21 protein-coding genes are annotated in these 20,458 nt (G+C 70.4%); 9 read left to right on the top strand and 12 right to left on the bottom strand.

Annotation, left to right across the window (positions count from 1 at the left end):
- Position 1: 1 nt before the first annotated feature.
- Complete coding sequence (locus FB047_RS03090; RefSeq protein WP_136585733.1) at positions 2 to 766, top strand: SDR family oxidoreductase; 765 nt, start codon at positions 2 to 4, stop codon at positions 764 to 766.
- 2 nt (positions 767 to 768) lie between these two features.
- Positions 769 to 2,739, top strand: a complete 1,971-nt coding sequence (locus FB047_RS03085; RefSeq protein WP_136585732.1) for a S9 family peptidase — start codon at positions 769 to 771, stop codon at positions 2,737 to 2,739.
- Positions 2,740 to 2,791: 52 nt separating this feature from the next.
- On the opposite strand, the gene FB047_RS03080 is transcribed toward FB047_RS03085, so the two are convergent.
- Together FB047_RS03080 and FB047_RS03075 are read right to left on the bottom strand one after the other, a co-directional pair.
- Positions 2,792 to 3,343, bottom strand: coding sequence for an HdeD family acid-resistance protein (locus FB047_RS03080; RefSeq protein ID WP_136585731.1), 552 nt, complete (start codon positions 3,341 to 3,343; stop codon positions 2,792 to 2,794).
- 85 nt (positions 3,344 to 3,428) lie between these two features.
- Positions 3,429 to 4,358, bottom strand: a complete 930-nt coding sequence (locus tag FB047_RS03075; RefSeq protein ID WP_136585730.1) for an AEC family transporter — start codon at positions 4,356 to 4,358, stop codon at positions 3,429 to 3,431.
- A 199-nt stretch (positions 4,359 to 4,557) separates the two neighbouring features.
- On the opposite strand from FB047_RS03075, the gene FB047_RS03070 reads away from it, so the two are divergent.
- The gene (locus FB047_RS03070) at positions 4,558 to 5,364 is read left to right on the top strand and encodes a dienelactone hydrolase family protein (protein ID WP_240752521.1); all 807 of its coding nucleotides are present in this window, start codon (positions 4,558 to 4,560) and stop codon (positions 5,362 to 5,364) included.
- A gap of 45 nt (positions 5,365 to 5,409) precedes the next feature.
- On the opposite strand, the gene FB047_RS03065 is transcribed toward FB047_RS03070, so the two are convergent.
- Positions 5,410 to 5,841: a hypothetical protein gene (locus FB047_RS03065; protein WP_136585728.1), complete on the bottom strand. Its 432-nt coding sequence runs from the start codon at positions 5,839 to 5,841 to the stop codon at positions 5,410 to 5,412.
- A gap of 48 nt (positions 5,842 to 5,889) precedes the next feature.
- On the bottom strand, positions 5,890 to 6,810 hold the full coding sequence (locus tag FB047_RS03060; RefSeq protein ID WP_205822611.1) for an SDR family NAD(P)-dependent oxidoreductase: 921 nt from the start codon (positions 6,808 to 6,810) through the stop codon (positions 5,890 to 5,892).
- 143 nt (positions 6,811 to 6,953) lie between these two features.
- Here FB047_RS03060 and FB047_RS03055 point away from each other — a divergent pair, with 143 nt between their 5' ends.
- Positions 6,954 to 7,826 carry a helix-turn-helix transcriptional regulator gene (locus FB047_RS03055; protein WP_240752519.1) on the top strand — a complete coding sequence of 291 codons (873 nt, stop codon included), beginning with the start codon at positions 6,954 to 6,956 and terminating at the stop codon, positions 7,824 to 7,826.
- Between the two features lie 176 nt (positions 7,827 to 8,002).
- On the opposite strand, the gene FB047_RS03050 is transcribed toward FB047_RS03055, so the two are convergent.
- Complete coding sequence (locus FB047_RS03050) at positions 8,003 to 9,421, bottom strand: ferredoxin reductase family protein (RefSeq protein WP_136585726.1); 1,419 nt, start codon at positions 9,419 to 9,421, stop codon at positions 8,003 to 8,005.
- A gap of 495 nt (positions 9,422 to 9,916) precedes the next feature.
- On the opposite strand from FB047_RS03050, the gene FB047_RS03045 reads away from it, so the two are divergent.
- The 4 genes from FB047_RS03045 to FB047_RS03030 are packed head-to-tail and all read left to right on the top strand — an operon-like array spanning position 9,917 to position 12,373.
- Positions 9,917 to 10,483, top strand: coding sequence for a helix-turn-helix domain-containing protein (locus FB047_RS03045; protein WP_136585725.1), 567 nt, complete (start codon positions 9,917 to 9,919; stop codon positions 10,481 to 10,483).
- On the top strand, positions 10,480 to 10,707 hold the full coding sequence (locus FB047_RS03040; protein ID WP_136585724.1) for a PLD nuclease N-terminal domain-containing protein: 228 nt from the start codon (positions 10,480 to 10,482) through the stop codon (positions 10,705 to 10,707). The genes FB047_RS03045 and FB047_RS03040 overlap by 4 nt, the downstream gene beginning before the upstream one ends.
- Positions 10,704 to 11,618 (top strand): ABC transporter ATP-binding protein, encoded by a 915-nt coding sequence (locus FB047_RS03035; RefSeq protein WP_136585723.1) that lies wholly within the window; start codon positions 10,704 to 10,706, stop codon positions 11,616 to 11,618. Before FB047_RS03040 ends, FB047_RS03035 begins: the two co-directional genes overlap by 4 nt.
- A complete protein-coding gene (locus FB047_RS03030; RefSeq protein ID WP_136585722.1) occupies positions 11,615 to 12,373 on the top strand; it encodes an ABC transporter in 759 nt (252 codons plus the stop codon). Before FB047_RS03035 ends, FB047_RS03030 begins: the two co-directional genes overlap by 4 nt.
- A 46-nt stretch (positions 12,374 to 12,419) precedes the next feature.
- Here FB047_RS03030 and FB047_RS03025 read toward each other — a convergent pair whose 3' ends face one another.
- The 3 genes from FB047_RS03025 to FB047_RS03015 are packed head-to-tail and all read right to left on the bottom strand — an operon-like array spanning position 12,420 to position 14,226.
- The gene (locus FB047_RS03025) at positions 12,420 to 12,740 is read right to left on the bottom strand and encodes a hypothetical protein (RefSeq protein ID WP_136585721.1); all 321 of its coding nucleotides are present in this window, start codon (positions 12,738 to 12,740) and stop codon (positions 12,420 to 12,422) included.
- 14 nt (positions 12,741 to 12,754) lie between these two features.
- Positions 12,755 to 13,420 (bottom strand): DUF6578 domain-containing protein, encoded by a 666-nt coding sequence (locus FB047_RS03020; RefSeq protein ID WP_167494126.1) that lies wholly within the window; start codon positions 13,418 to 13,420, stop codon positions 12,755 to 12,757.
- Between the two features lie 2 nt (positions 13,421 to 13,422).
- Positions 13,423 to 14,226, bottom strand: a complete 804-nt coding sequence (locus FB047_RS03015; protein WP_136585719.1) for an SDR family NAD(P)-dependent oxidoreductase — start codon at positions 14,224 to 14,226, stop codon at positions 13,423 to 13,425.
- A gap of 73 nt (positions 14,227 to 14,299) precedes the next feature.
- On the opposite strand from FB047_RS03015, the gene FB047_RS03010 reads away from it, so the two are divergent.
- Complete coding sequence (locus tag FB047_RS03010) at positions 14,300 to 15,349, top strand: hypothetical protein (protein WP_136585718.1); 1,050 nt, start codon at positions 14,300 to 14,302, stop codon at positions 15,347 to 15,349.
- A gap of 4 nt (positions 15,350 to 15,353) precedes the next feature.
- Here the strand turns inward: FB047_RS03010 and FB047_RS03005 are convergent, their stop codons facing one another.
- The 4 genes from FB047_RS03005 to FB047_RS02990 all read right to left on the bottom strand — a co-directional run bounded on the left by FB047_RS03005 (position 15,354) and on the right by FB047_RS02990 (position 20,438).
- Positions 15,354 to 16,118, bottom strand: a complete 765-nt coding sequence (locus tag FB047_RS03005; protein ID WP_205822602.1) for an SGNH/GDSL hydrolase family protein — start codon at positions 16,116 to 16,118, stop codon at positions 15,354 to 15,356.
- Between the two features lie 143 nt (positions 16,119 to 16,261).
- Positions 16,262 to 17,596 (bottom strand): MFS transporter, encoded by a 1,335-nt coding sequence (locus tag FB047_RS03000; RefSeq protein WP_136585717.1) that lies wholly within the window; start codon positions 17,594 to 17,596, stop codon positions 16,262 to 16,264.
- A complete protein-coding gene (locus FB047_RS02995) occupies positions 17,593 to 18,663 on the bottom strand; it encodes an LLM class flavin-dependent oxidoreductase (RefSeq protein WP_136585716.1) in 1,071 nt (356 codons plus the stop codon). Before FB047_RS02995 ends, FB047_RS03000 begins: the two co-directional genes overlap by 4 nt.
- Positions 18,664 to 18,761: 98 nt before the next feature.
- Positions 18,762 to 20,438 (bottom strand): DUF885 domain-containing protein, encoded by a 1,677-nt coding sequence (locus FB047_RS02990; protein WP_136585715.1) that lies wholly within the window; start codon positions 20,436 to 20,438, stop codon positions 18,762 to 18,764.
- Between the last annotated feature and the right edge of the window lie 20 nt (positions 20,439 to 20,458).

Below are 20,458 nucleotides of genomic sequence, written 5' to 3'. Positions count from 1 at the left end.
CGTGTCCCAGACCCTCCCGTCCGGCTCGCTGAGCGGCAAGACCGCCCTCGTCACCGGCTCGTCGCGCGGCATCGGCGCCGACACCGTCCGTTACTTCGCCGAGGCCGGCGCCAACGTGGTGATCAACTTCCGCAACAAGGCGCCCCGCGCCGAGAAGCTCGCCGCCCAGCTGCGCGAGCTCGGCGTCGAGGCCCTCGTCGTCGGTGCCGACCTCACCGACCCCGAGTCGGTGAAGGCGATGTTCGACGAGGTCGAGCGCACCTTCGGCGGACTCGACATCCTGGTGCTCAACGCCTCGGGCGGCATGGAGTCGGGCATGGCCGAGGACTACGCCCTGCTGCTCAACCGCGACGCCCAGGTGAACGTGCTCGAGACGGCCCTCCCGCTGCTGAAGGACGACGCGCGCGTGGTCTTCGTCACCAGCCACCAGGCGCACTTCATCCGCACGACCCCGACCATGCCCGAGTACGAGCCGGTCGCCCTCTCGAAGCGCGCCGGCGAAGACGCGCTGCGCGAGAAGATCCCGGCCCTCGAGGAGCGCGGGATCGGCTTCACCGTCGTCTCGGGCGACATGATCGAGGGCACGATCACCGCGACCCTGCTCGAGCGCGCGAACCCGGGCGCGATCGCCGCCCGTCGCGACGACGCCGGCAAGCTCTACAACGTCGCCGAGTTCGCCGCCGAGGTCGCTCGCGCGGCCGTCGACCCGGTGCCCGCCGACAACACCCGCCTCGTCGGAGACACGGGTTCGTTCGGGGGCGAGTGAGTATGCGGCCGACCGACATCGAATCCCTGATCGGGGTCGGTCGGCCCGCGATCTCCTCCGACGGATCGTTCGCGGTCTTCGCGTCCTCCCGTCCCGATCTCGCCGCCGACCGCACGGTGGGGCAGCTGTGGCGGGTCGACCTCGCCGCGGGGACGACGCGCCGTCTCACGCGCGGGATGCACGATCGGTCGCCCCGGCTGTCGCCCGATGACGCCGTCGTCGCCTTCCTGCGCGAGGACGCGCGGGGGCGCGCGCAGATCTTCGTCGTCGATGCCGGCGGCGGTGAGCCCGTCCAGGTCACCGACCAGCCCGGGGGAGTGACCGACCTCGCCTTCTCCCCCGAGGGAGGGCGCCTCGCCTTCTCGGCGCGCGTGCCGGAGCCCGGGCGCTACGGCACGGTCGAGGGCAGGGATGCCGCGGCCGAACCGCCGCGCCGCATCACCGGCATCCGCTGGCACGCGAACGGCCTCGGCTATCTCGATCGCCCCGCGCAGCTGTTCGTCGTCGACGTGCCCGCCACCGACGCCGAGCCGTTCTACCCGCCCGCGCCGGCGCTCGACGAGCTGCGAGCGCGCGTCGTCGCCGGGTCGGCGACGCAGCTCACGCGCGGCGACGCGGACTGGAGCGGCGTGGCCTGGACGGCCGACGGCGCCGAACTGCTCAGCGTCCCCGACGAGATAGAGTCCCGGCGCCGCGACCTGCGTGACCGCGTCGTCGCGATCGCCGTCGACGGGGGAGCGCAGCGCGAGGTGCTGGGCACCGCCGAGAACCTCTCGATCGCCTCGGTCGACGTCGCGCCGGACGGCACCGTCTTCGCGCTCGCGAACGACGTGGGCGAGGGCGGCGTCGACTTCGTCGCCCCCGGTGTCGCGCTGTTCGCCGTCGAGGCGGGCGGGCCGCGGGCGCTGACGGATGCCGAGACGATCGACCTCGGCGAGGTGGGCAGCCACCTGACCTTCGACGGCGACGAGGTGCTCGTACAGGACCGCGCGCGCGGGCGGGTGCGCCTACTGCGGGTGACCCGGACCGGCGCCGTGAGCGAGGTGCTCGGCGGCGACCTCGAGGTGAACGGCCACGCCGCGGCGGCGGGCCGGGTGGTGGCATCCGTCGCTTCTCCCGAGTCGTTCGGCGAACTCGTGATGGTGCACGGGCGGGAGATGCGGGCGCTCACGTCGTTCGGTGCGGCGGCGCGCGAGCGCGGTGTCGTCGTGCCGGTCGAGCGAGAGGTGACCGGCCGCGACGGGTACCCCGTGCACGGGTGGGTCGCGGTGCCCGAGGGCGAGGGGCCGTTCCCGGTCGTCCTGCAGATCCACGGCGGCCCGTATGCCGCCTACGGCGTGCATCTCTTCGACGAGACCCAGGTGCTCGTGGATGCCGGGTACGCGGTGCTGTACGCCAACCCGCGGGGGAGCGCCGGGTACGGTCGTGCCCACGGCCGGTCCATCCGTGGACGCATGGGCACCCTCGACTTCGCCGACGTCATGGACTTCTTCGACGCCGTCGTCGCGGACGACCCCCGGCTCGACGGCGATCGCGCCGGTGTCATGGGCGGCTCGTACGGCGGCTACCTCACGGCGTGGATCATCGCCCACGATCACCGCTTCGCCGGGGCGATCGTCGAACGCGGTTTCCTCGACCCCTCGGCCTTCCCCGGTTCGAGCGACATCGGCTCGTTCTTCGGTCAGGAGTACGTCGGCACCGACCCGGCGCGAATCGCCGCGCAGAGCCCGATGGCGGTGGTCGACCGAGTGCGCACCCCGACGCTCGTGCTGCACTCCGAGCGCGATCTGCGCTGCCCGCTCGATCAGGCGACGCGCTACTACGCCGCGCTGAAGAGCGGTGGCGTCGAGGCCGAGATGCTCGTCTTCCCCGGCGAAGACCACGAGCTCACCCGCGCCGGCCGCCCGCAGCACCGCGTCCAGCGTTTCGACGCCGTTCTCGAGTGGTGGAGCCGTCACCTGCCGGTGGGCTGAGACACGAAGAGGGGTCGGATGCCGCGGCATCCGACCCCTCTTGCGTTCGCGATCAGGCGGCCTTGCCGAACTGGATCGCACGCACGATCTGGAAGACGCCGAGGATCACCAGCGAGATGCCGATCAGCAGGAACAGCGTCACGGCTCCCAGCAGCGGCGAGAACAGCAGCACGACGCCGGCGATGATGCTGACGATCGCGAAGAAGATCGTCCAGGCGCGCGCCTTCGAGCTGTGCCCGACGGTGGTGAGCGAGACGACGCCCTCGACGATCCACAGGATGCCGACCAGGGTGCCGATGAAGACCCCGAACCAGGCCGCGGTGGCCGGCAGGTTCGTGAAGGAGAAGATCCCGGCGACGATGAACAGCACGCCCAGGACGATGTAGCCGATCCGAGCCCAACCGGAGCGCCAGAACAGGCCGATCCCGATGTTCACCAGTCCGGCGATGATGACGTAGACGGCGATGATCCCGACGGCGACCTGGGCGGTGCGTCCGGGCCAGAGAAGGATCAGGAGACCGATGACGAGCGAGAGGGCGCCGCTGATGCCGAGCGCGGTACGCACGGCTCCGACGGCGGGATTCGTCGTGGACGAGGACGACATGGCGAGCCTTTCTGTGTGATTGCTGGGAACAACCCTCACCCTAGACCCGACGGTGAAAGTCCCGCGAGCGCACCGCGACGCGGCGTCACGCGGGGGAGTGCTCGAGCAGCAGCGCCACCGCGAACAGAACGGGCAGACACCCCACGGTCGAGATGAAGACGACGTCGCGCGAGAGGATCTCGCCCACCCCGTACCGCTGCGCGAAGTTGAATACGTTCTGCGCGGTGGGCAGGGCGGCCAGCACCACCACGATGAAGACCTGGTCGTCGGGCAGTCCGAAGAGCAGCGCGACCGCCAGCGCCACCGCCGGCATGACGACGAGCTTCAGCGCCGAGGCGATCACGACGTCGAGGCGCCGCCCGGGTTCGGTGAGCACGCGCTGGCCGTACAGCGACATGCCGTACGACATCAGCAGCACCGGCACGCACGCGCCCGCGATGAGGTGAAGGGGATCGAAGACGATCGGCGGCAGATCGACGTCGAGCAGGGCGACGACCACTCCGAGCGCCGAGGCGATGAGCATCGGGTTCTTCGCCGTCTGCAGCACGATCCGCCCCAGGTTGCGCGAGCCCGAGGTCGCGGCATCCAGGACGGCCAACGCGATCGGCATCAGCACGAGCAGCTGGAACAGGATCACGGGCGCCGAGTACGCGGCGTTTCCGAGCATGTAGAGCGAGATCGGGATGCCGATGTTGTTGCTGTTGACCTGGCCGGCGGACAGCGCCGCGATCACCGTCTCGCCCACCGGCCGCCGAAGGATCAGCGCCGACACGAGCACCGAGACGGCGATGATCACGGCGGCCGTGATCATCGACACCGGCAGCAGCGCCGAGAAGAGCGTCGCGACGTCGGCCTGGGCGAGCACGGTGAACAGCAGGAACGGCGACAGCACGAAGAACGTCAGCCGGCCGAGGACCGGGCGCGCGTGCGGCCCGAGCAGATCGATGCGCGCGATGACGTATCCCACGACGACCGCGAGACCGACGACGGCGAAACCGGTGAGGATGCCGCTCACGCGCGACCCCGCCGGGGGGTGCGGGCGCGGAACGGAGGCATCGGTTCGAGCGTAGCGGGGGAGAGCCGGCGGTCCGGACGCGTCGAGGATGGATCGCTCCCCGGCGGCGAGGGCAAGACCCCGGTGCGGCAGAGGTCGGCGGTCTATCGTTCCGGTCATCGGCCGGTGCGGCCGTTCCCCCGACCCCCAGGAGGCCCGCGTGCCCACCTACGCTCCGAACCTCACCGCCATCCTCGATCGCGAGCCCGTCCCGGCATCCGGAATCGAATCCGGTGACGTCGCCTACGAGGCCGACGGCGTCGCCTACAGCGGCTACCTCGCACGGCCCGCGGGGGAGGGGCGGCACCCCGGCGTGATGGTCGTGCACGACTGGCTCGGGGTGACCGATTACGTGCGCATGCGCTGCGAGATGCTCGCCCGGCTCGGCTACGTCGCTTTCGCCGCGGACGTCTTCGGAGCGGACGTGCGCCCGAGCCCCGAAGAAGCCGCGGCCGTCGCCGGGGGCTTCTACCAGGATCGGCCGCTCTGGCGGAAGCGCCTCGTCGAGGCCTTCGCCCACCTGCGCGGCGAGCCGTCGGTCGATCCCGCTCGCACCGCGGCCATCGGCTACTGCTTCGGAGGCTCGTCGGTGCTCGAGCTCGCGCGCACGGGCGCGGATGTCGACGCGGTGGTGAGCTTCCACGGCGGCCTGCTCACGGGGCCCGAGGGCGAGGCGGCGCGCATCACGGCGAAGGTGCTCGTCTTGCACGGAGCGGCCGATCCCGTCGCCCCCGACGACGCGATGCTGGCGTTCGAGGACGATCTGCGCACCGCCCCGGCGGTCGACTGGCAGCTCGTGTCGTACGCGAACGCGATGCACGCCTTCACGCTCCCGGATGCCGACGCACCCGAGCAGGGCGCGCAGTTCCAGGCCACGGCCGAACGGCGCAGCTGGGCGGCGATGAAGGCGTTCCTGGCGGAGGTGTTCGATTTCGCCCCGGCCGGGACGGGAGCAGGCAGGGGGTGACGTGCGGGGCGGGCCGGTTCGGGTGGGGAGCGGGTCCGGTGCCGGTCAACCGTCGCGCTCTCCGTCGGCGACGAGGTCGTGGGTCAGAAGGCGCGCCGTCCGCCGCGCGGCGCCGACGACGGCGGAGTCGGGCGCGTCGGTGGCCGCGGCGGCCGCGACGGCCGCGTTGATCGACAGGAGCGCCATCCGGAGTCGGACGATCGCCTCCGGCGAGCGGCGGGGGAGCAGGCGACCCAGCTCGTCGGCGAGAAGCGACAGTCCCGCGCCGACCCGAGGTTGCTCATCGCGGCCCGTCAGCCCGGAGATGAGCAACGGGTTCGCGCTGATGAAGCGGATGCCGTTCAGCTTCTCCTCCGTGAACGAGTCGACCCACCGCGACACGGCCTCGACGATCAGGGTCGGAGTGGGAGGCTGGGTGCGCACCCAGGCGAGGAGGTCTTCGGCTTCGTCTCCTCGCTGGTCCAGGAGGGATCTCACGATCGCCTCCTTCCCGTCGAATCTGACGTGGTGATGTGGTGTGGAGGTTCACGCTGCGGTGAGTTTTTCGACGGCATCCCACAGCTCTGCCTCGCGGGCGCGGTCGTATGATTCGTCCGATGACGGTTCGACCGTTGCGCGGTCGACGTAGGAACCGGTCGGCGCCTGGGTCTTCCCCAGGACGACGTCGGCGAGGTAGCGACCGGCGTCCTTCTGGCTGGTCGCCATCGAGGTGAGAGCCATGAGGGGCATGACACGGCTCATCATGAATCTCGAGACGGCGTCGGCGTTGCGGGCCAGGCCCGTGCCGGGAACGAACCCGGGGTTGTACGAGACGACATCGATGCCGTTCGGGAGGCGACGGGCGTACTCGTGCACCAGGTAGATCGCTGCCAGCTTGCTGGTCGAGTATGCGGTGCGGCCGGCGGCTGTGGTGGCGGGCTTGTCGAACGCCGCCGTCTTCGCGAGCTTCTCCGGCGCCTGCCAGATCGGTCCGGGGACCATGCCCATGTTGTGCTTGAAGTCGCCGAAGTGGGTGTCGCTGACGGTGATGGTGATCCGCGAGTCCGCTGAGAAATGCTTCTCGAGGGCGCGGATGAGGACATGATTGGCGAGCACGTTGACGGTGAAGGTGGCCTCATGCCCGTCGGCTCCCTTGGTGAGGGCGTTGGTGTACTGGATTCCGGCGTTGCCGACGAAACCGCGCAGTGGCGGCAGTTCCCCGCGCTGAAGTTGGGTGGCGATCTCGGCCGCTGCGGACCGGACGCTGCTGAGAGAGCCGAGGTCGGCCGACACCGACGACACCGAGCGACCGCCCGCGCTGAGCTCCGAGGCGACGGCACGACCGCTGTCTCCTCGGGCCACGACGACGAGGTGAACTGTGGGGTCGTTCTTCAGGATCGTTTCGGCGGCGATGCGTCCGATGCCGCGGCTTGCGCCGGTCATGACGAGTGTGTGGGTGGCAGCCATGTCAGGCCCTTTCAATGGAATGCGTTACACCGGTCGGTGCTCGAATGACCTTTCCAGCGCAGACGAAGGTCAGCCAGTGCTCTACACGACAGTGGGACCAGCGGTACCAGCCAGAAAACAAGCGGCAGGAGCAAGCTAGGAGTGTGGATACGAGTACTGACACCCTGGGCAGCTTGCTGCGTGCATGGCGGGATCGTCTGTCGCCTGCGGACGCTGGCATCACCGCCAGCCGCACCCGGCGCGCGGCGGGGCTACGGAGGGAAGAACTCGCCGACCTCGCAGGGCTGTCGGTCGACTACATCGTCCGACTCGAACAAGGCCGCGCCACCAACCCTTCCGTCCAGGTCATCGGCGCCCTCGCTCGGGCGCTGCACCTGAACGACGCGGAACGAGACCACCTCTACCGGGCCGCCGGCCTGCTTCCGCCGCTGAAGAGTCAGATCAGCGCCCACATCCCGCCCGGTGTGCAGCGCCTCATCGCCCGCCTCGGCGACAACCCCTTGGCCGCGTTCACCGCCGACTGGAACCTGCTGTCGTGGAATCCGCTCTGGTCAGCTCTCCAGGGCGACCCCATCGTGATGCCGACGGCGCAACGGAACCTCGCCCGGCTGATCTTCGGGAATGTCGACACTCGTCGATACCTGCGACCGTCGATGTCCGCGAACGGCGCGGACCAGTTCGGGGCCGCGATCGTGGCAGACCTCCGAACCGCTTCGAGCACCTACCCGGACGATCCTGGTCTGCGTAGCCTCATCCGCGAACTCAGGAAGACAAGCCCCGTCTTCGAGGAATATTGGACCCGTGGGGTTGTCGGCCACCACACAACCGACCAGAAGACGATCACCCACCCCGACGTCGGAACAATCACCCTCGACTGCGACGTGCTGACCGTCCCCGGATCAGACCTCAAACTCGTCGTCTACTCCACACCCACCGGCAGCCCGGACGCGGAGAAACTCGAATTCCTTCGGATCACCCGGGGAGTCACGGAAGCCGTCTCCCGCACTACAGGCTGAGCGCTCATTCCTCACCTGCGTGAAACCAATGGCCCGGCACACGGCCCGCAGGGTCGACGCAGAATCATCCACGGCGATGGAGAATGACCGCGCCGGGGCCACCGTTCGCCTGATGTCCCGCACGGCGACGAGCTGCGTCGTCGCGACGGCCCGTTTCTCGCTCGCCGGCGCGTGCCTCACCCGGTGAAGTTCTCGACGTGGATGCGCCCGTCGGGAAGCCCTGCGGCTCTGGCGTCATGAACGACGAGACGGGTCCAGGCGGCGGGGCCGCAGACGAATAGATCGGACGCGTGCAGGTCTGGCAGGAGCGAGTGGATCGTCGCCTGGCCGTGCGCCGCGGCGGCGGACATCCATGACGGTGCTCCTGCGGCTCGTCCACCCAGCATCTCGATGACCGTGCCGCCCTGTGCGCGGACGAGCGCTCGTACCTCGTCCCAGAGGAAGGCGTGAGAACGGTCGGTGGCTCTCAGGATCACCGTCGTCTCGCCGGGGCCCAGATCGCGATCCTCCAGTAGAGCGCGGACGGGGGTGATTCCGATGCCGCCCGCGACGATGGCCAGGCGCGGGGCCGTGCGCGTTGCGGCCGTGAAGACGCCATAGGGGCCGGCGAAGGACACCCGTGTTCCGGGCCGCAGCCCGGCGAGACGTCTCGTCCCGGCTCCGGATGCGCGGACGGTGACGCGGATGCCGGTGTCCGTGGGGACCGCGGAGAACGAGATCGGATGCGCATGCCACCACGTCCCGCGACTCCAGAAGCGCCAGATCGCGTACTGGCCTCCGCGGACGTGCAGCCGCGAGAGGTCGCGGCCCGACAGGTGGATCGAGAAGACGTCCGGTCCGAGGGTCTCCACGCGGGCGACGCGGAGCTGATGCGCGTCGGTGGCGAACAGCGGGGCCGCCACGCGAAACCAAGCGATGGACCCGAACGCGAAAATGTGGAGGCAGATCCAGTAGACGCCTTGCGGCGAGGTCTCGGCGAGCACCCGTCCGGCCGAGAACTGATGGGGCAAGGCGACAAGGATGGCTGCGTAACTGACGAGATGGATGGCATGCCAGGCCTCATAGGCGAGCGCGCGGCGCACCGCAACGAGGGACGTCACCACGACGAGCACCAGGAGGCAGCTGCCGAGGAGCGCCAGGAGCATGTCGCCGCCTGAGTAGATCGACAGGGTCTGGTGCCAGAGCGAGAGTCCATCTCGGAGGGAGTATCCGACGGTGAGCAGGGCGCCGTGGCCCAGAATCAGGTAGACCGCGGGCTTGCCGAGTCGGCGATGCAAATTCATCGTGACGTCCGGGCCGAAGGTACGGTCCACCCAGGGGATGCGGGCGGCGAGGACGAGCATCAGGAGTAACAGATCGGTGCCGACGAGGCCCGTCACGATGCCCGCGGCGGTGATCGCCCCGGCGACATCGGTGACCTGCGCCGGCTTCCCCGACCCGAGGAACACCACCACCGCGGCGACGACGGAAACCCAACAAGCGGCGCTCAGAATGACTGCGGACCGCTGCCGGCGACGCGAAGATCGGTCGCGATCCTCCTGCTGCGGGCGGGGTGAGGGAGCAGGCACAGGATCCGACGTGCTCGCGGGCACCATTCGGTTCCTCACGGCTGCCTCCTTCGGGGCTCGGCAGGGGCGCCGATGTCCCTTCAGCCTCTCACTTCCGCAAACGGCGGGATCCGAACGGGCGGACAACTGTGGCGAGGAGGCGATGAGGCCCGTACGCGCGCTGCGCCGGTAGGAGGTGTCGCGTCACTGACAAACTTCTCCGCTCAGACAAGCGACTGAGGCTGACGCACCGTGGGCCAGCCCCTACAGCGGACCAAACGCGCGATCGAGAGACAGCCGATAATGCACATTATGTCAGTTAAAGATTGCGGACCTCCCCTCAGGGCGCTCGGCTTCGCCCGTCCACGAGTTGATGCCGGGTTGTTCGCCCTCGGCCTTCCCGCGCTTCCCTCGGATGATCCGGGTGGTCGTCGGCGGGAGGTGCGCCTCCGGGGGCGACCGGCGTAGGTGGATGCCCGCGATCGACTCCGCCCCGCGTGACTTCCCTACCGTTATCACTATCAATACTGATACGGTCGAGACATGAGCGACCCCTCTTCCCTTCTCCACCCGGTGCGATTGCGCGTGGTGCAGGCTCTCCTCGGTGCCGAGAGTCGAACGACTCGGCGACTGCACGAGATGCTGCCCGACGTCCCCATCGCGACGCTCTATCGCCACGTCGCGCACCTCGTCGCACACGACGTCATCGAGGTCGTCGATGAACGGCAGGTTCGCGGAGCGAGTGAGAAGGCGTACCGGCTGAGGCCGGGACTGGAGAATCCGTCCGCCGACCACGTCAGCGAACTGAGCCCCGACGAGACGCTCACCGCCTTCACCGTGTTCACCTCCGGGGTGATCCGCGATTTCGCCGCCTATCTCGCATCCGGAGATCACGACCTGCACGCCGATCGTGTGAGCTTCGCGCAAGCCCCCTTCTGGGCCAGCGCCGCCGAGGTCGATGCCTTCGGGCGAGCCCTGATGGAGGCGCTGACGCCGCTCCTCCGCAATGAGCCCACTCCCGATCGTCGTCGACGCACCCTCACCACGGTGCTCCTCCCGCAGGCGGACGAGCATGTCCCCCGTGCCGCGGAGCCCGGTGACGCGTCGTGAACCTCCTCCCCGCAGACGCGCTCCTCCCCCTCCTGCCGGTGTTCGTCCTGCTCATCATCCTCATCGGCTGGGCGCTCGTCGACATCGCGCGAGGACCGGTGCAGCATCTGTCGAAGATCGTCTGGGCGATCGTCGTGCTGCTGTTCATCCCCGCCGGCGCGATCCTCTACCTCGTCCTCGGCCGCGGTCGCGGCCCACGACTGCGAGACGCGGACCTCCGATGAGCGCGATGATCGTCGACGACCTCACGCTCACCTACGACGGCGGCGGCGGAGTGCGCACGGTCTCAATGAAAGCCGCCGACCGAGCGGTGACCGCGGTGATCGGCCCGAACGGCGCCGGCAAGACGGTGCTCTTCAGCATCTTGGCGGGCTTGAGCTCCCCGCAGAGCGGCTCGGTGCGATTCGGGAAACCGGACGCGAGAGTCGCCTTCTGCCCCGACGTGCCCCAGTTCGAGCCCTGGCTGAGTGCATCTGAGGTGGTCCGCGCGTCGTTGGAGCTGACGCAACGCGCTCCGCGCAGGGGCGGCGCCCGCGCAGCGGAGCGCGTCGACGCGGCGCTCGACGCGTGCGGCTTGACGGTTGTGGCGCAGCGGAGAATCGCGGCGTTCTCCCGCGGAATGCTCCAGCGTCTCGGGATCGCCGCGGCGCTGGTGACGGACCCGGACATCCTCATCCTCGACGAACCGAGCAGTGCGCTCGACCCGGTCGGACGGGCAGACGTCCGTGCGCTCGTCGAGGTCGAGAAGACGAGGCGATGCGTCGTGCTCTCCAGCCACCTGTTGAGCGAGGTGGAGGTGCTCGCCGACCACATCGTGGTCCTCGACGGTGGCACGGTCGTGGGGCAGGGAACTCCGGCGGAGCTCATGCGTGCGGGGCGGAAGCCTGTGTGGGCCGTCCGCTTCGACGCCCCGATCTCAGAGTCGGTCTGCGAGGGGCTGACCCCTGCTCCCGGTATGAGACTCACGCGAGTCGCACGCGACCAGCTCATCCTCGAGTTCGCGACGTTCGCGGATGCCGCTTCTCATCTCCTCCCCGTCGTGAGCGAGGTGGGCGTCCCCGTCCTCGAGATCGCTCCGTGCGGTCGCGACCTCGACTCCTTTTTCGCCCGCCTGCTCGACGGGGCCCGTGCATGACCGTCGCCCTCGTCGCCGCGCGCATCGAGATGCGACGCCTGTCCCGCTCGGGCCTGCTCATCGGCTTGGTCCTCGTCTTCGCCTTCTTCGGCCTCTCCGGACCCGTCCTGGCCGCTCACCTCCCCGACATGCTCCGTGCGGCGGCCGGAACCGAGCAGCTGACGATCTCCGCAACGCGGGCCACGCCCGAGGACGGGATAGCGCTGTTCACCCAGAGCGCGATGCAACTCGGGCTCGTTTTCGCGGTGGCCACGGCCGTCACCGCTCTCGGATGGGATGCGCGTCCGGGTTCGTCGATCTTCTATCGCACGCGCGTCCGTTCGCTCGCCGCTTTCGCGCTCCCCCGCCTCGCGGTCGTCTGCCTGAGCGTGTCGGCGAGCTACCTCGTCGGACTCCTGCTCGCCGCGGTGACGACGGCCGCGACCATCGGCCCCCTCGCCCAGGGCACCGTCGTCAGGGTCGGCTTCGCGTCCTGCCTGTACCTCGTGATGGCGATGAGCGTGGGCCATCTGGTGATGACGTGTTCGCGACGCACGGCGTCGGCCCTGGCGATGTCGACGGTGGTGATGCTCGTTCTCCCGCTACTCAACAGCGTCGGCGCGGCGGGATGGGCGCCGACGGCGTTGCTGACCGCAGCGCGATCGGATGGCGGGAGCATCGTGATCCCCGCGATCATCGCGGCGCTGACGACGGTCGTGTGCGTGGTCGTCGCGAACGAGGTGTGCCGACGGCAGGGGTTGCGGCGCGACGCGTGATCCTCCCGATCGGTGCCGCGCGATGCGATGCGCTGCCTCCGTCCGCTCACGCCACAGGCAGGCGGACCCGCTCTCGTCGACCGACCGCGCGGTTGTGCACGAAGATCGCCGCGGCGCTGGGCGCGAACACCGCCGCGAGCGGTACGGCCACCCACGGGCCGACGGCGGCGCCCACCCCCCACGGGACCGAGAAGGACACGAGCACGACGCCGAGTAATCGGAACCCGATACTCGCTCCGCGGCGCGTGGTCGGGTTCGACCACACCGGGAACCGTTCGTCGGGTGCCGCCGTGGTCACGACCAGCACCGAGCCGAGGAAGGCGGTGGCGCCGAGCAGGAGCAGGGTCGTCGAGAGAACGAGGGCCATGCCTCCAGGCAACCTCAGGGGCGTCGTGAGTGCAACCATCCCCCGCGCCCCGGACGTCGCGACGGGTCAGGCTCTCGCTGCGAGCTGAGGTCTCCCTCCTCCTCGGACCTCTCCGGCACGACATCGACCACCCACGCGATCACCGACGTCGTCCGACGTTCGGCAGGGGGCTCCGCGTCCTCGATGGGTGGCGCCTCCTCCCCCTCCTCCCCCGTCGCCTTCCTCGGCACGCGATCCCGCGGCACGAGGGTCACGGCGCCGGGCACCGGAACGCTCTCGATCATCCACCTCGATGGCCGGGACCCGATCAGCATCCCGTTGCCCAGATCGCGACCGCTGAACGGCCACTCCTCCCCCTCCGCGGGCATCTCGGCATCCGGGGGCGCGCCGAAGCCCGGACGGCGCAGGTGGCGGGTTTCGACGTGGTCCTGGGCGACCCCGTGGATGGCGCGGACCCGACCGCGCACCCGGTCCTCCGGCGTCGACGGCGTCTCCTGGTGGTGGGATTCGATTGCGTCGACCGTCGCAGCGAGCTCGGGTCCGACGCCCTCGATGAACGCCGCCGATGGCGCGCGCGTCGCGATCAGCAGATCGACCTCGTCGCCGACCCCGAACGGCTCGCCGCAGCACGCCCACTCCCACGTGTCGAGCCAGACGCGCGTGATTCCGGGCGCGGGCACGATCAGCGGATCCACTCCGACGTCACCCCGATCACCCGCGACCCGTCCAGATCGCCCAGCGACAGACCGGCGAAACGCACGGCGGCCTCCGACGTCTGCCACCGGAACTTCGGCTGCGACGTGGTCGCCGCCTCGACGACGGTCTTCGCGGCATCCTCCGCCGACTGCGCCGCCGCGAACGACGCGGCCGTGCGGTCGAGGTAGGCCTGCTGCAGCTCGGCATAGGGACCGGCCGGAGCGCGGTGCACCGAGTCGGTGAACGACGACGCCACCGCCGCGGGCTCGACGATCGCGACGTCGACGCCGAAGGGCGCGACGACCGGGGCCAGGGACTGCATGAGCCCCTCCACGGCGAACTTCGCGCCGCAGTACGCGTCGGCGAACGGCTGGCCGACCGCTCCCCCGACGCTGGTGACCGTGACGATGCGCCCGTGGCCGCGTTCGCGCATCCCGGGGAGGACGAGGCGCGTGAGACGGGCGACGGAGAGGTAGTTGGTGTCGAGCTGGGCCTGCAGGTCGGCGTCCGACATCTGCTCGAGCGTGCCGACGGCGCCCCGCCCGGCGTTGTTGACGAGGATGTCGACGGGACCGACGGCCTCGATCAGGGCCTCGGCCGCGGCGGCATCCGTCACCTCGAGGGCGCGGATGTCGAGCTCCACCCCCGCCTCGGATGCCGCGGAACGCAGCGCGTCGGCACGAGCGGTGTCGCGCACCGTGGCGATGACCGTCACCCCCGTCTGTGCGAGTCCGATGGCCGTGTGCAGGCCGATGCCGCTGGAGGTGCCGGTGACGATCGCGAGAGTCATGTGCTCAGTCTGCTCCCGTCCACGCGGGAGGAACGTGGGGTTCTCATCCAGCGAACGCTGAGAGGCTGGCGCGATGACCATCGATCGGGGGCGAGGCCTCCGCCGCGCCGTGAAGCGCCGCCCGCGGGCCGCCGTCGCCCTCGTCGCGACCGGATTGCTCGTCCTGTGTCTCGCGGTGATGACGATCGTGATCACCGTCGGAACGCGCGGCGACGGGATGACCGAGGTCGTCGTCGGATCGTGGGATACTGACGCGATCCTCGCCGCGACGGGACCGGCATCCGCTCTGCTCCTGCTGATCGTGCTGTGCGCGATCCGGGCTTCGCGCTGGTGGCTGCTGCTTTTCGTGCCGCTGCGCCTGGCGGCGGGCGTGGTGCTGCTGGGCGCGCTGCTGCTCGCGGCCTTCAAGACGGGGGGAACCGTCGTGCCCCTCGTCGCGGACGGATGCCGGAGCGGCTACGTCGTCAGCGAACGTCGGCCGTGGGACGAGACCGTGGTGCGGGTGCTCCGGATCGACGGGCTGACCGGAACCCTTGTCGCGAGCGGGACGGCTCGCGATGGCGGGCACCCGTTCGCCGAGGGCGACTACCGGGTCGAGAGCGACGGCCAGAACCTGCGCGTGCGATCGTCTCGCCTCACCGGCCCGACCTTCGTCCTTCCGGTGGTCGCCGACCCGGTATCCGCGTCGTGTGGTGTGCCGGATGGGCAGGGCCCCCTCCCCACCCCAACGGCGGAACCGGCGGCACGACAAGCCGACGAGGGGCCCGCCCCCGTTCCGCTCCCCGGCGACACGCGCGCGGAGGTGGCCCGAATGGTGCAGGTGACTGTGGATGCCGCGACGGGGCCGGTCACGGATGCCGCCGGAGCACCGGTGTCGGCACCGGCGGCATCCACCCTCCCGTGCGACGGAACGACCGCGTACGACCTCGCCATCCGCACCGGCGACAACGCCGCTTCGTACGCGGCGATCCTCGATGCGTGGACCGCGGAGGGCTACGCGAAGGACCGGGCCATGCAGGAGGACCTGCGGTACAACGGCGTCGTCCGCCTGTCGGCCCGCGATCGCTCGAGCATCGACGGGCTGATGCACTTCTCGCTGACCGCGGACTGCCGCGCGCCCTGAGCGTTCAGCCGCGCGGCGTGAGCTCGACCCATCCCCCGCCGAACTTCGGCTGGCGTCCGTCGCCCGACGACGTGCCGGTCAGACGGCGGCGCACCCAGGGGGCGACGTGCTCGCGATAGTAGGCGGTGCCCTTCAGGCGCTGCGTCTCGGGGATCTCGCGGAGGCGCCACCACTCCGACGGCGGGGTGAGGCCGACGGCCTCGATCACGCGGGCCGCGACCCGGTGGTGACCGCGCGCGTTCATGTGGAGGCGGTCGACCGACCAGAACTCCCCGCCCGCCAGCTCGCGGTCGAACCAGTTGTAGGCGGTGAGGACGTCGGGGCGCGCCGCGAGGCGCTTTTCGACCGCGTGCGACAGGCGGTCCCCGCGGGCCTCGATGACTTTGCCGAGCGGGAGTCCCGCCGATGGGTTCGCGCCCGACAGCACGATGAGCTGCACGCCCTCCTCGTCGCAGCGGCGCACGACGTGCTCGAACAGATCGACGATGCGGTCGATCCCCGTGCGCGGGCGCAGCATGTCGTTGCCGCCCCCGTTGAACGACAGGTGGGTCGGTCCCAGCGCGAGCGCCGGCTCGAGCTGCTGGGCGACGATCGGTTCGATCAGCTTGCCGCGGATCGCGAGGTTCGCGTACTCGATCGGCTCGCCCGCGGCATCCGCCCATCCTTGAGCGGCCAGGTCGGCCCACCCTCGTACGGTGCCGTCGGGCAGTTCGTCGCCGACCCCTTCGGTGAACGAGTCGCCGATCGCGACGTAGCGCACGGATGCCATGTCCCGAGCCTACGCGCGCGCGATGCTCCGACCGTCGCCCGCCGCACCCACCGGTTCGGGGCGCATCCGGACGTTCGGGGCGGATGTCGCGCTCCCCGAACGCCCTGACCCGGACACAGGATGCGGTCCGTGCCCGCGAGGGGCTACGCCAGAGAGCGGCCGCGCTGCTCGCGCAGGAACAGTGCGGCCACCACCGCCACGGCGAAGAACGCGGCGAAGACGACGAACAGCAGGGGGGCTCCCCCGACGCCGAGCAGCGGCGGCACGGCCAACGGCGCGAGGATCGAGGCGATGCGCCCCACGCCCGCCGCCCAGCCGGCTCCCGTGGCTCGGAGGGCCGTGGGGTACGTCTCGGGCGTCGCGGCGTACAGCGCGCCCCACGCCCCCAGGTTGAAGAACGACAGTGCCATGCCCGCGGCGATGACGCCCGCCTCGCCGGTCGCGGTGCCGAACAGCACGGCGGCCACCGCCGACCCGGCGAGGAAGGTCGCCAGCGTCGCGCGCCGCCCCCACGCCTCGATGAGCCACGCGGCCACGGCGTAGCCGGGCAGCTGCGCGAGCGTGATGATCAGCGTGAAACCGAACGAGCGCACGAGGTCGTACCCCTGGGCGACGAGGATCGTCGGGATCCAGATGAAGGCCCCGTAGTACGAGAAGTTCACGCAGAACCACAGCACCCACAGGGCGGCCGTGCGCGCCCTCAGCGCCGGCGCCCACAGCGCGCTCACGCGGGGACGCGGCGAGGGAGCGGATGCCGCGACCCCCTCGGTCGACGCCTCGAGAGCGACTCGACCGGCCGCGGCCTCCAGATCGCGCACGATCACGATCGCCTCGGGGTTGCGGCCGCGCGACGCGAGCCAGCGCGGCGACTCCGGAAGCCCCCAGCGCACCACCAGCGCGTAGACCGCGGGGATCGCGCCGAGGGCGAACGCCCAGCGCCATCCGTCGGCCGACGCGGGGACCACGAGGTACCCGATCACCGCGGCCGCGGTCCACCCGACCGCCCAGAACGCCTCGAGGAAGACGATCAGCCGACCGCGCATGCGCGCGGGGGCGAACTCGCTCACGTAGGTCGACGCCACGGGCAGTTCCGCGCCGAGACCCAGGCCCACCACGAATCGCAGCACGAGCAGGGCGGCGAGACCGCCGACCAGGGCGCTCGCGCCGGTCGCGACGCCGTAGACGAGCAGCGTGAGCGCGAAGACGTGCCGCCGTCCGAACCGGTCCGCCAGCAGGCCGCCGAGGCTCGCGCCGATCGCCATGCCGGCGAAACCGGCCGAGGCGATCCACGACGCCTGCGTCGGCGCCAGCTGCCATTGCACGCTGAGGGCGGCGATGACGAACGAGATGAGCCCCACGTCCATGGCATCCAGGGCCCATCCCAGACCCGATCCGCCCAGGATCCGGGCGTGCCGACGGGTGAACGGCAGGGCGTCGAGGCGTTCGGACACCCGGACGGTGTCGGTGGTCGTGGTCACCGGATGCCGGCGGCGTCGACCGCGGCGGGCGTCTCGGCGAGCATCTCCTCGACGAGGGGGCGCACCTTCGTGCCGTACAGCTCGATGCTCGACAGCAGCCGGTCGTGCGAGATCGACCCGCTCGCGATCTTCATCTGGAAGCGCGAATTGCCGAGCGCCCGCACGGTCGCGGCGATCTTGCGCGCGACGGTCTCGGGCGAGCCGACGTACATCGACCCCTCGGGTCCGACGTCGTGCTGGAAGCGCAGGCGGTTGTACTCCGGCCATCCGCGCTCGCGTCCGATGGTGTTGTTCAGCTCCGCCACGCCCTCGTACGCCTCTTCCCAGGCCTGCTCGTCGGTGGGGGCGATGTGCCCGGGCGAGTGCACCGAGATCGGCATCTGCGGCGTGCCGAGCTCGGCGAGCGAGCGGCGGTACAGATCGGCGTAGGGCCGGAAGCGGGCCGCCGATCCCCCGATGATCGCGAGCACGAGGCCGTAGCCGTAGCGCGCCGTGCGGACGACCGACTCCGGGGAGCCGCCGACGCCGACCCAGGCCTTCAGGCCGTTCTCGGTCTTCGGGTACACGTCGGCGTCCTGCAGTGCGGCGCGCGTGCGGCCCGACCAGGTGACGGGCTTCTCGTCGAGCAGCAGTGAGAACAGCTCGAGCTTCTCCTCGAAGAGCTGCTCGTAGTCGGCGAGGTCGTAGCCGAAGAGGGGGAACGACTCGATGAACGAGCCGCGGCCCAGGATGACCTCGGCGCGACCGTTCGAGATGGCGTCGAGGGTCGCGAACCGCTCGTACACGCGCACGGGGTCGTCACTGGAGAGCACGGTGACGGCGGTGCCGAGGTGGATGTCCTTCGTGCGGGCGGCGGCCGCGGCCAGCACGATCTCGGGGCTCGTGACCGCGAAGTCCTTGCGGTGGTGCTCCCCCACCCCGAAGAACGACAGGCCGACCTCGTCGGCGAGCACCGCTTGATCGACGACGTTGCGGATGGTCTGGGCATCGCTCAGCAGCGACCCGTCGGGGCCGCGCGAGATGTCTCCGAAGGTGTCGAGGCCGAGCTCGAGGGGGCGAACGTCCATGAGGTCTCCTTGCATTCGGATGAATGAACTTTACGCGAGCCCGGGGTATTCCCCCGCATCGACGAGGGGCGCCGCCGCGGCGACGCCCCTCGGGGAGATCAGGCGGATGCCAGGGCCGCGCGCAGCGTGTCGAGACCGACGCCGCCGATGTCGAGGGCCCGCGTGTGGAACTGCTTCATCGAGAAGTCGGCGCCGCGACGCTCCTGCTCCTCCTCGCGCACCTGCTCCCAGATGCGCTGACCGACCTTGTACGACGGCGCCTGGCCCGGCCAGCCGAGGTAACGGTTCACCTCGAACCGCACGAACTCCTCGCTCATGTTGACGTTCTTCAGCATGAACGCGAGCGCGTCCTCGTGGTCCCACGTGCCGCTGCCGTCGAGACGCGGCTTCTGCAGATGCACGCCGATGTCGAGCACCACGCGGGCGGCGCGCATGCGCTGTCCGTCGAGCATGCCCAGACGGTCGGCGGGATCGTCGAGGTAGCCCAGCTGCTCCATGAGGCGCTCGGCGTAGAGGGCCCACCCCTCGGCGTGGCCGCTCGTGCCCGCCAGCAGGCGGCGCCACGAGTTCAGCTCGGCGCGGTTGTACACCGCCTGCGCGATCTGCAGGTGGTGACCGGGAACACCCTCGTGGTACACCGTCGTGAGTTCGCGCCACGTGTCGAACGAGTCGACGCCCTCGGGCACCGACCACCACATGCGACCCGGCCGGGAGAAGTCGTCGGTGGGGCCGGTGTAGTAGATGCCGCCCTCATTGGTCGGCGCGATCATGCACTCGAGGCGGCGGATGGGCTCGGCGATGTCGAAGTGCGTGCGACCGAGCTCCTCGACGGCCTTGTCGCTCGTGCGCTGCATCCACTCCTGCAGGGCCTGCGTGCCGCGGAGCTTGCGCGACTCGTCCTTCTCGAGGAAGGCGACGGCTTCTTCGACGCTCGCGCCGGGGAGGATCTCGTTCGCGATCGCCTCCTGCTCGGCGACCATGCGCGCGAGCTCCTCGACGCCCCACTCGTACGTCTCGTCGAGGTCGATCTCGGCGCCGAGGAAGCGCCGCGAGTGCAGGGCGTACATCTCGCGCCCGACGGCGTCGGTCTCTCCCGCGGCCGGCGCGAGCTCCGACGAGAGGAACAACGCGAGAGCGTCGTACGCCACGCGCGCGGCGTTGGCGTTGGTCGAGAGGTCGCGGGCGAGGGATGCCGGCAACTGGCCCTCTTCGGGGGCGGCGTCGCCGACGAACTCGGCGAAGAAGCCGTTGTCGGCGGTGTACCGCGCGATCTGTGTCACGACCTCGCTCACCTGACGGCGAGCCGGCACCACGCCCTCGGCGATACCGCGACGCAGCGTGGCGACGTAGCCGTCGATCGCGGCCGGCAGGGCCTTCATGCGCTCCGAGATGGTCGACCAGTCGTCCACCGTGGCGGTGGGCATGAGGTCGAAGGTCGAGCGGATGTCCTGCGCGGGAGAGGCGATGACGTTGAGGTCGCGCAGGTGGGTCTTGGCCTCGTGCTGCTCGAGCATCAGGTCGAGCTCGCGGACCAGGTCCATCTTCGTGACCGTGTCGATCGCGTCGACGGGCTCGGCCGCGTCGAGCGCCGAGCGGGTCGCGCGGGCGTCGGACATGAGGGCCTCGGCGCCCTCGGGGCTGTAGTCGCCGAAGCGGCCGTTGTGCTCGAACCGCCCGATGTAGGTCGCCAACGTCGGGTCGTGCTCGGCCAGGGTGTCCACCCACGCGTCGGCGATCGTGTCGATCGGCGTGGGTGTGCGCTGTGCGTCAGTCATGTTCCGAGCCTAGGGAAGGC

The organism is Microbacterium hydrothermale, assembly GCF_004854025.1.
Taxonomy (GTDB): domain Bacteria; phylum Actinomycetota; class Actinomycetes; order Actinomycetales; family Microbacteriaceae; genus Microbacterium; species Microbacterium hydrothermale.
The sequence above is the reverse complement of the archived record's forward strand: the minus strand, read 5'-3'. Positions and strand labels throughout refer to the sequence as shown.

Excerpts from the sequence above, each read along its gene's own strand:
- FB047_RS03015 (WP_136585719.1), bottom strand. The coding sequence starts at position 14,226 with ATGACTCTCGCGATCGTCACCGGCACCTCCAGCGGCATCGGCCTGCAC.
- FB047_RS03025 (WP_136585721.1), bottom strand. The coding sequence starts at position 12,740 with ATGGCCCTCGTTCTCTCGACGACCCTGCTCCTGCTCGGCGCCACCGCC.
- FB047_RS03035 (WP_136585723.1), top strand. The coding sequence starts at position 10,704 with ATGAGCGCGATGATCGTCGACGACCTCACGCTCACCTACGACGGCGGC.
- FB047_RS02990 (WP_136585715.1), bottom strand. The coding sequence starts at position 20,438 with ATGACTGACGCACAGCGCACACCCACGCCGATCGACACGATCGCCGAC.
- FB047_RS02995 (WP_136585716.1), bottom strand. The coding sequence starts at position 18,663 with ATGGACGTTCGCCCCCTCGAGCTCGGCCTCGACACCTTCGGAGACATC.
- FB047_RS03080 (WP_136585731.1), bottom strand. The coding sequence starts at position 3,343 with ATGTCGTCCTCGTCCACGACGAATCCCGCCGTCGGAGCCGTGCGTACC.
- FB047_RS03010 (WP_136585718.1), top strand. The coding sequence starts at position 14,300 with ATGACCATCGATCGGGGGCGAGGCCTCCGCCGCGCCGTGAAGCGCCGC.
- FB047_RS03005 (WP_205822602.1), bottom strand. The coding sequence starts at position 16,118 with ATGGCATCCGTGCGCTACGTCGCGATCGGCGACTCGTTCACCGAAGGG.
- FB047_RS03045 (WP_136585725.1), top strand. The coding sequence starts at position 9,917 with ATGAGCGACCCCTCTTCCCTTCTCCACCCGGTGCGATTGCGCGTGGTG.
- FB047_RS03060 (WP_205822611.1), bottom strand. The coding sequence starts at position 6,810 with ATGGCTGCCACCCACACACTCGTCATGACCGGCGCAAGCCGCGGCATC.
- FB047_RS03050 (WP_136585726.1), bottom strand. The coding sequence starts at position 9,421 with ATGGTGCCCGCGAGCACGTCGGATCCTGTGCCTGCTCCCTCACCCCGC.
- FB047_RS03030 (WP_136585722.1), top strand. The coding sequence starts at position 11,615 with ATGACCGTCGCCCTCGTCGCCGCGCGCATCGAGATGCGACGCCTGTCC.
- FB047_RS03085 (WP_136585732.1), top strand. The coding sequence starts at position 769 with ATGCGGCCGACCGACATCGAATCCCTGATCGGGGTCGGTCGGCCCGCG.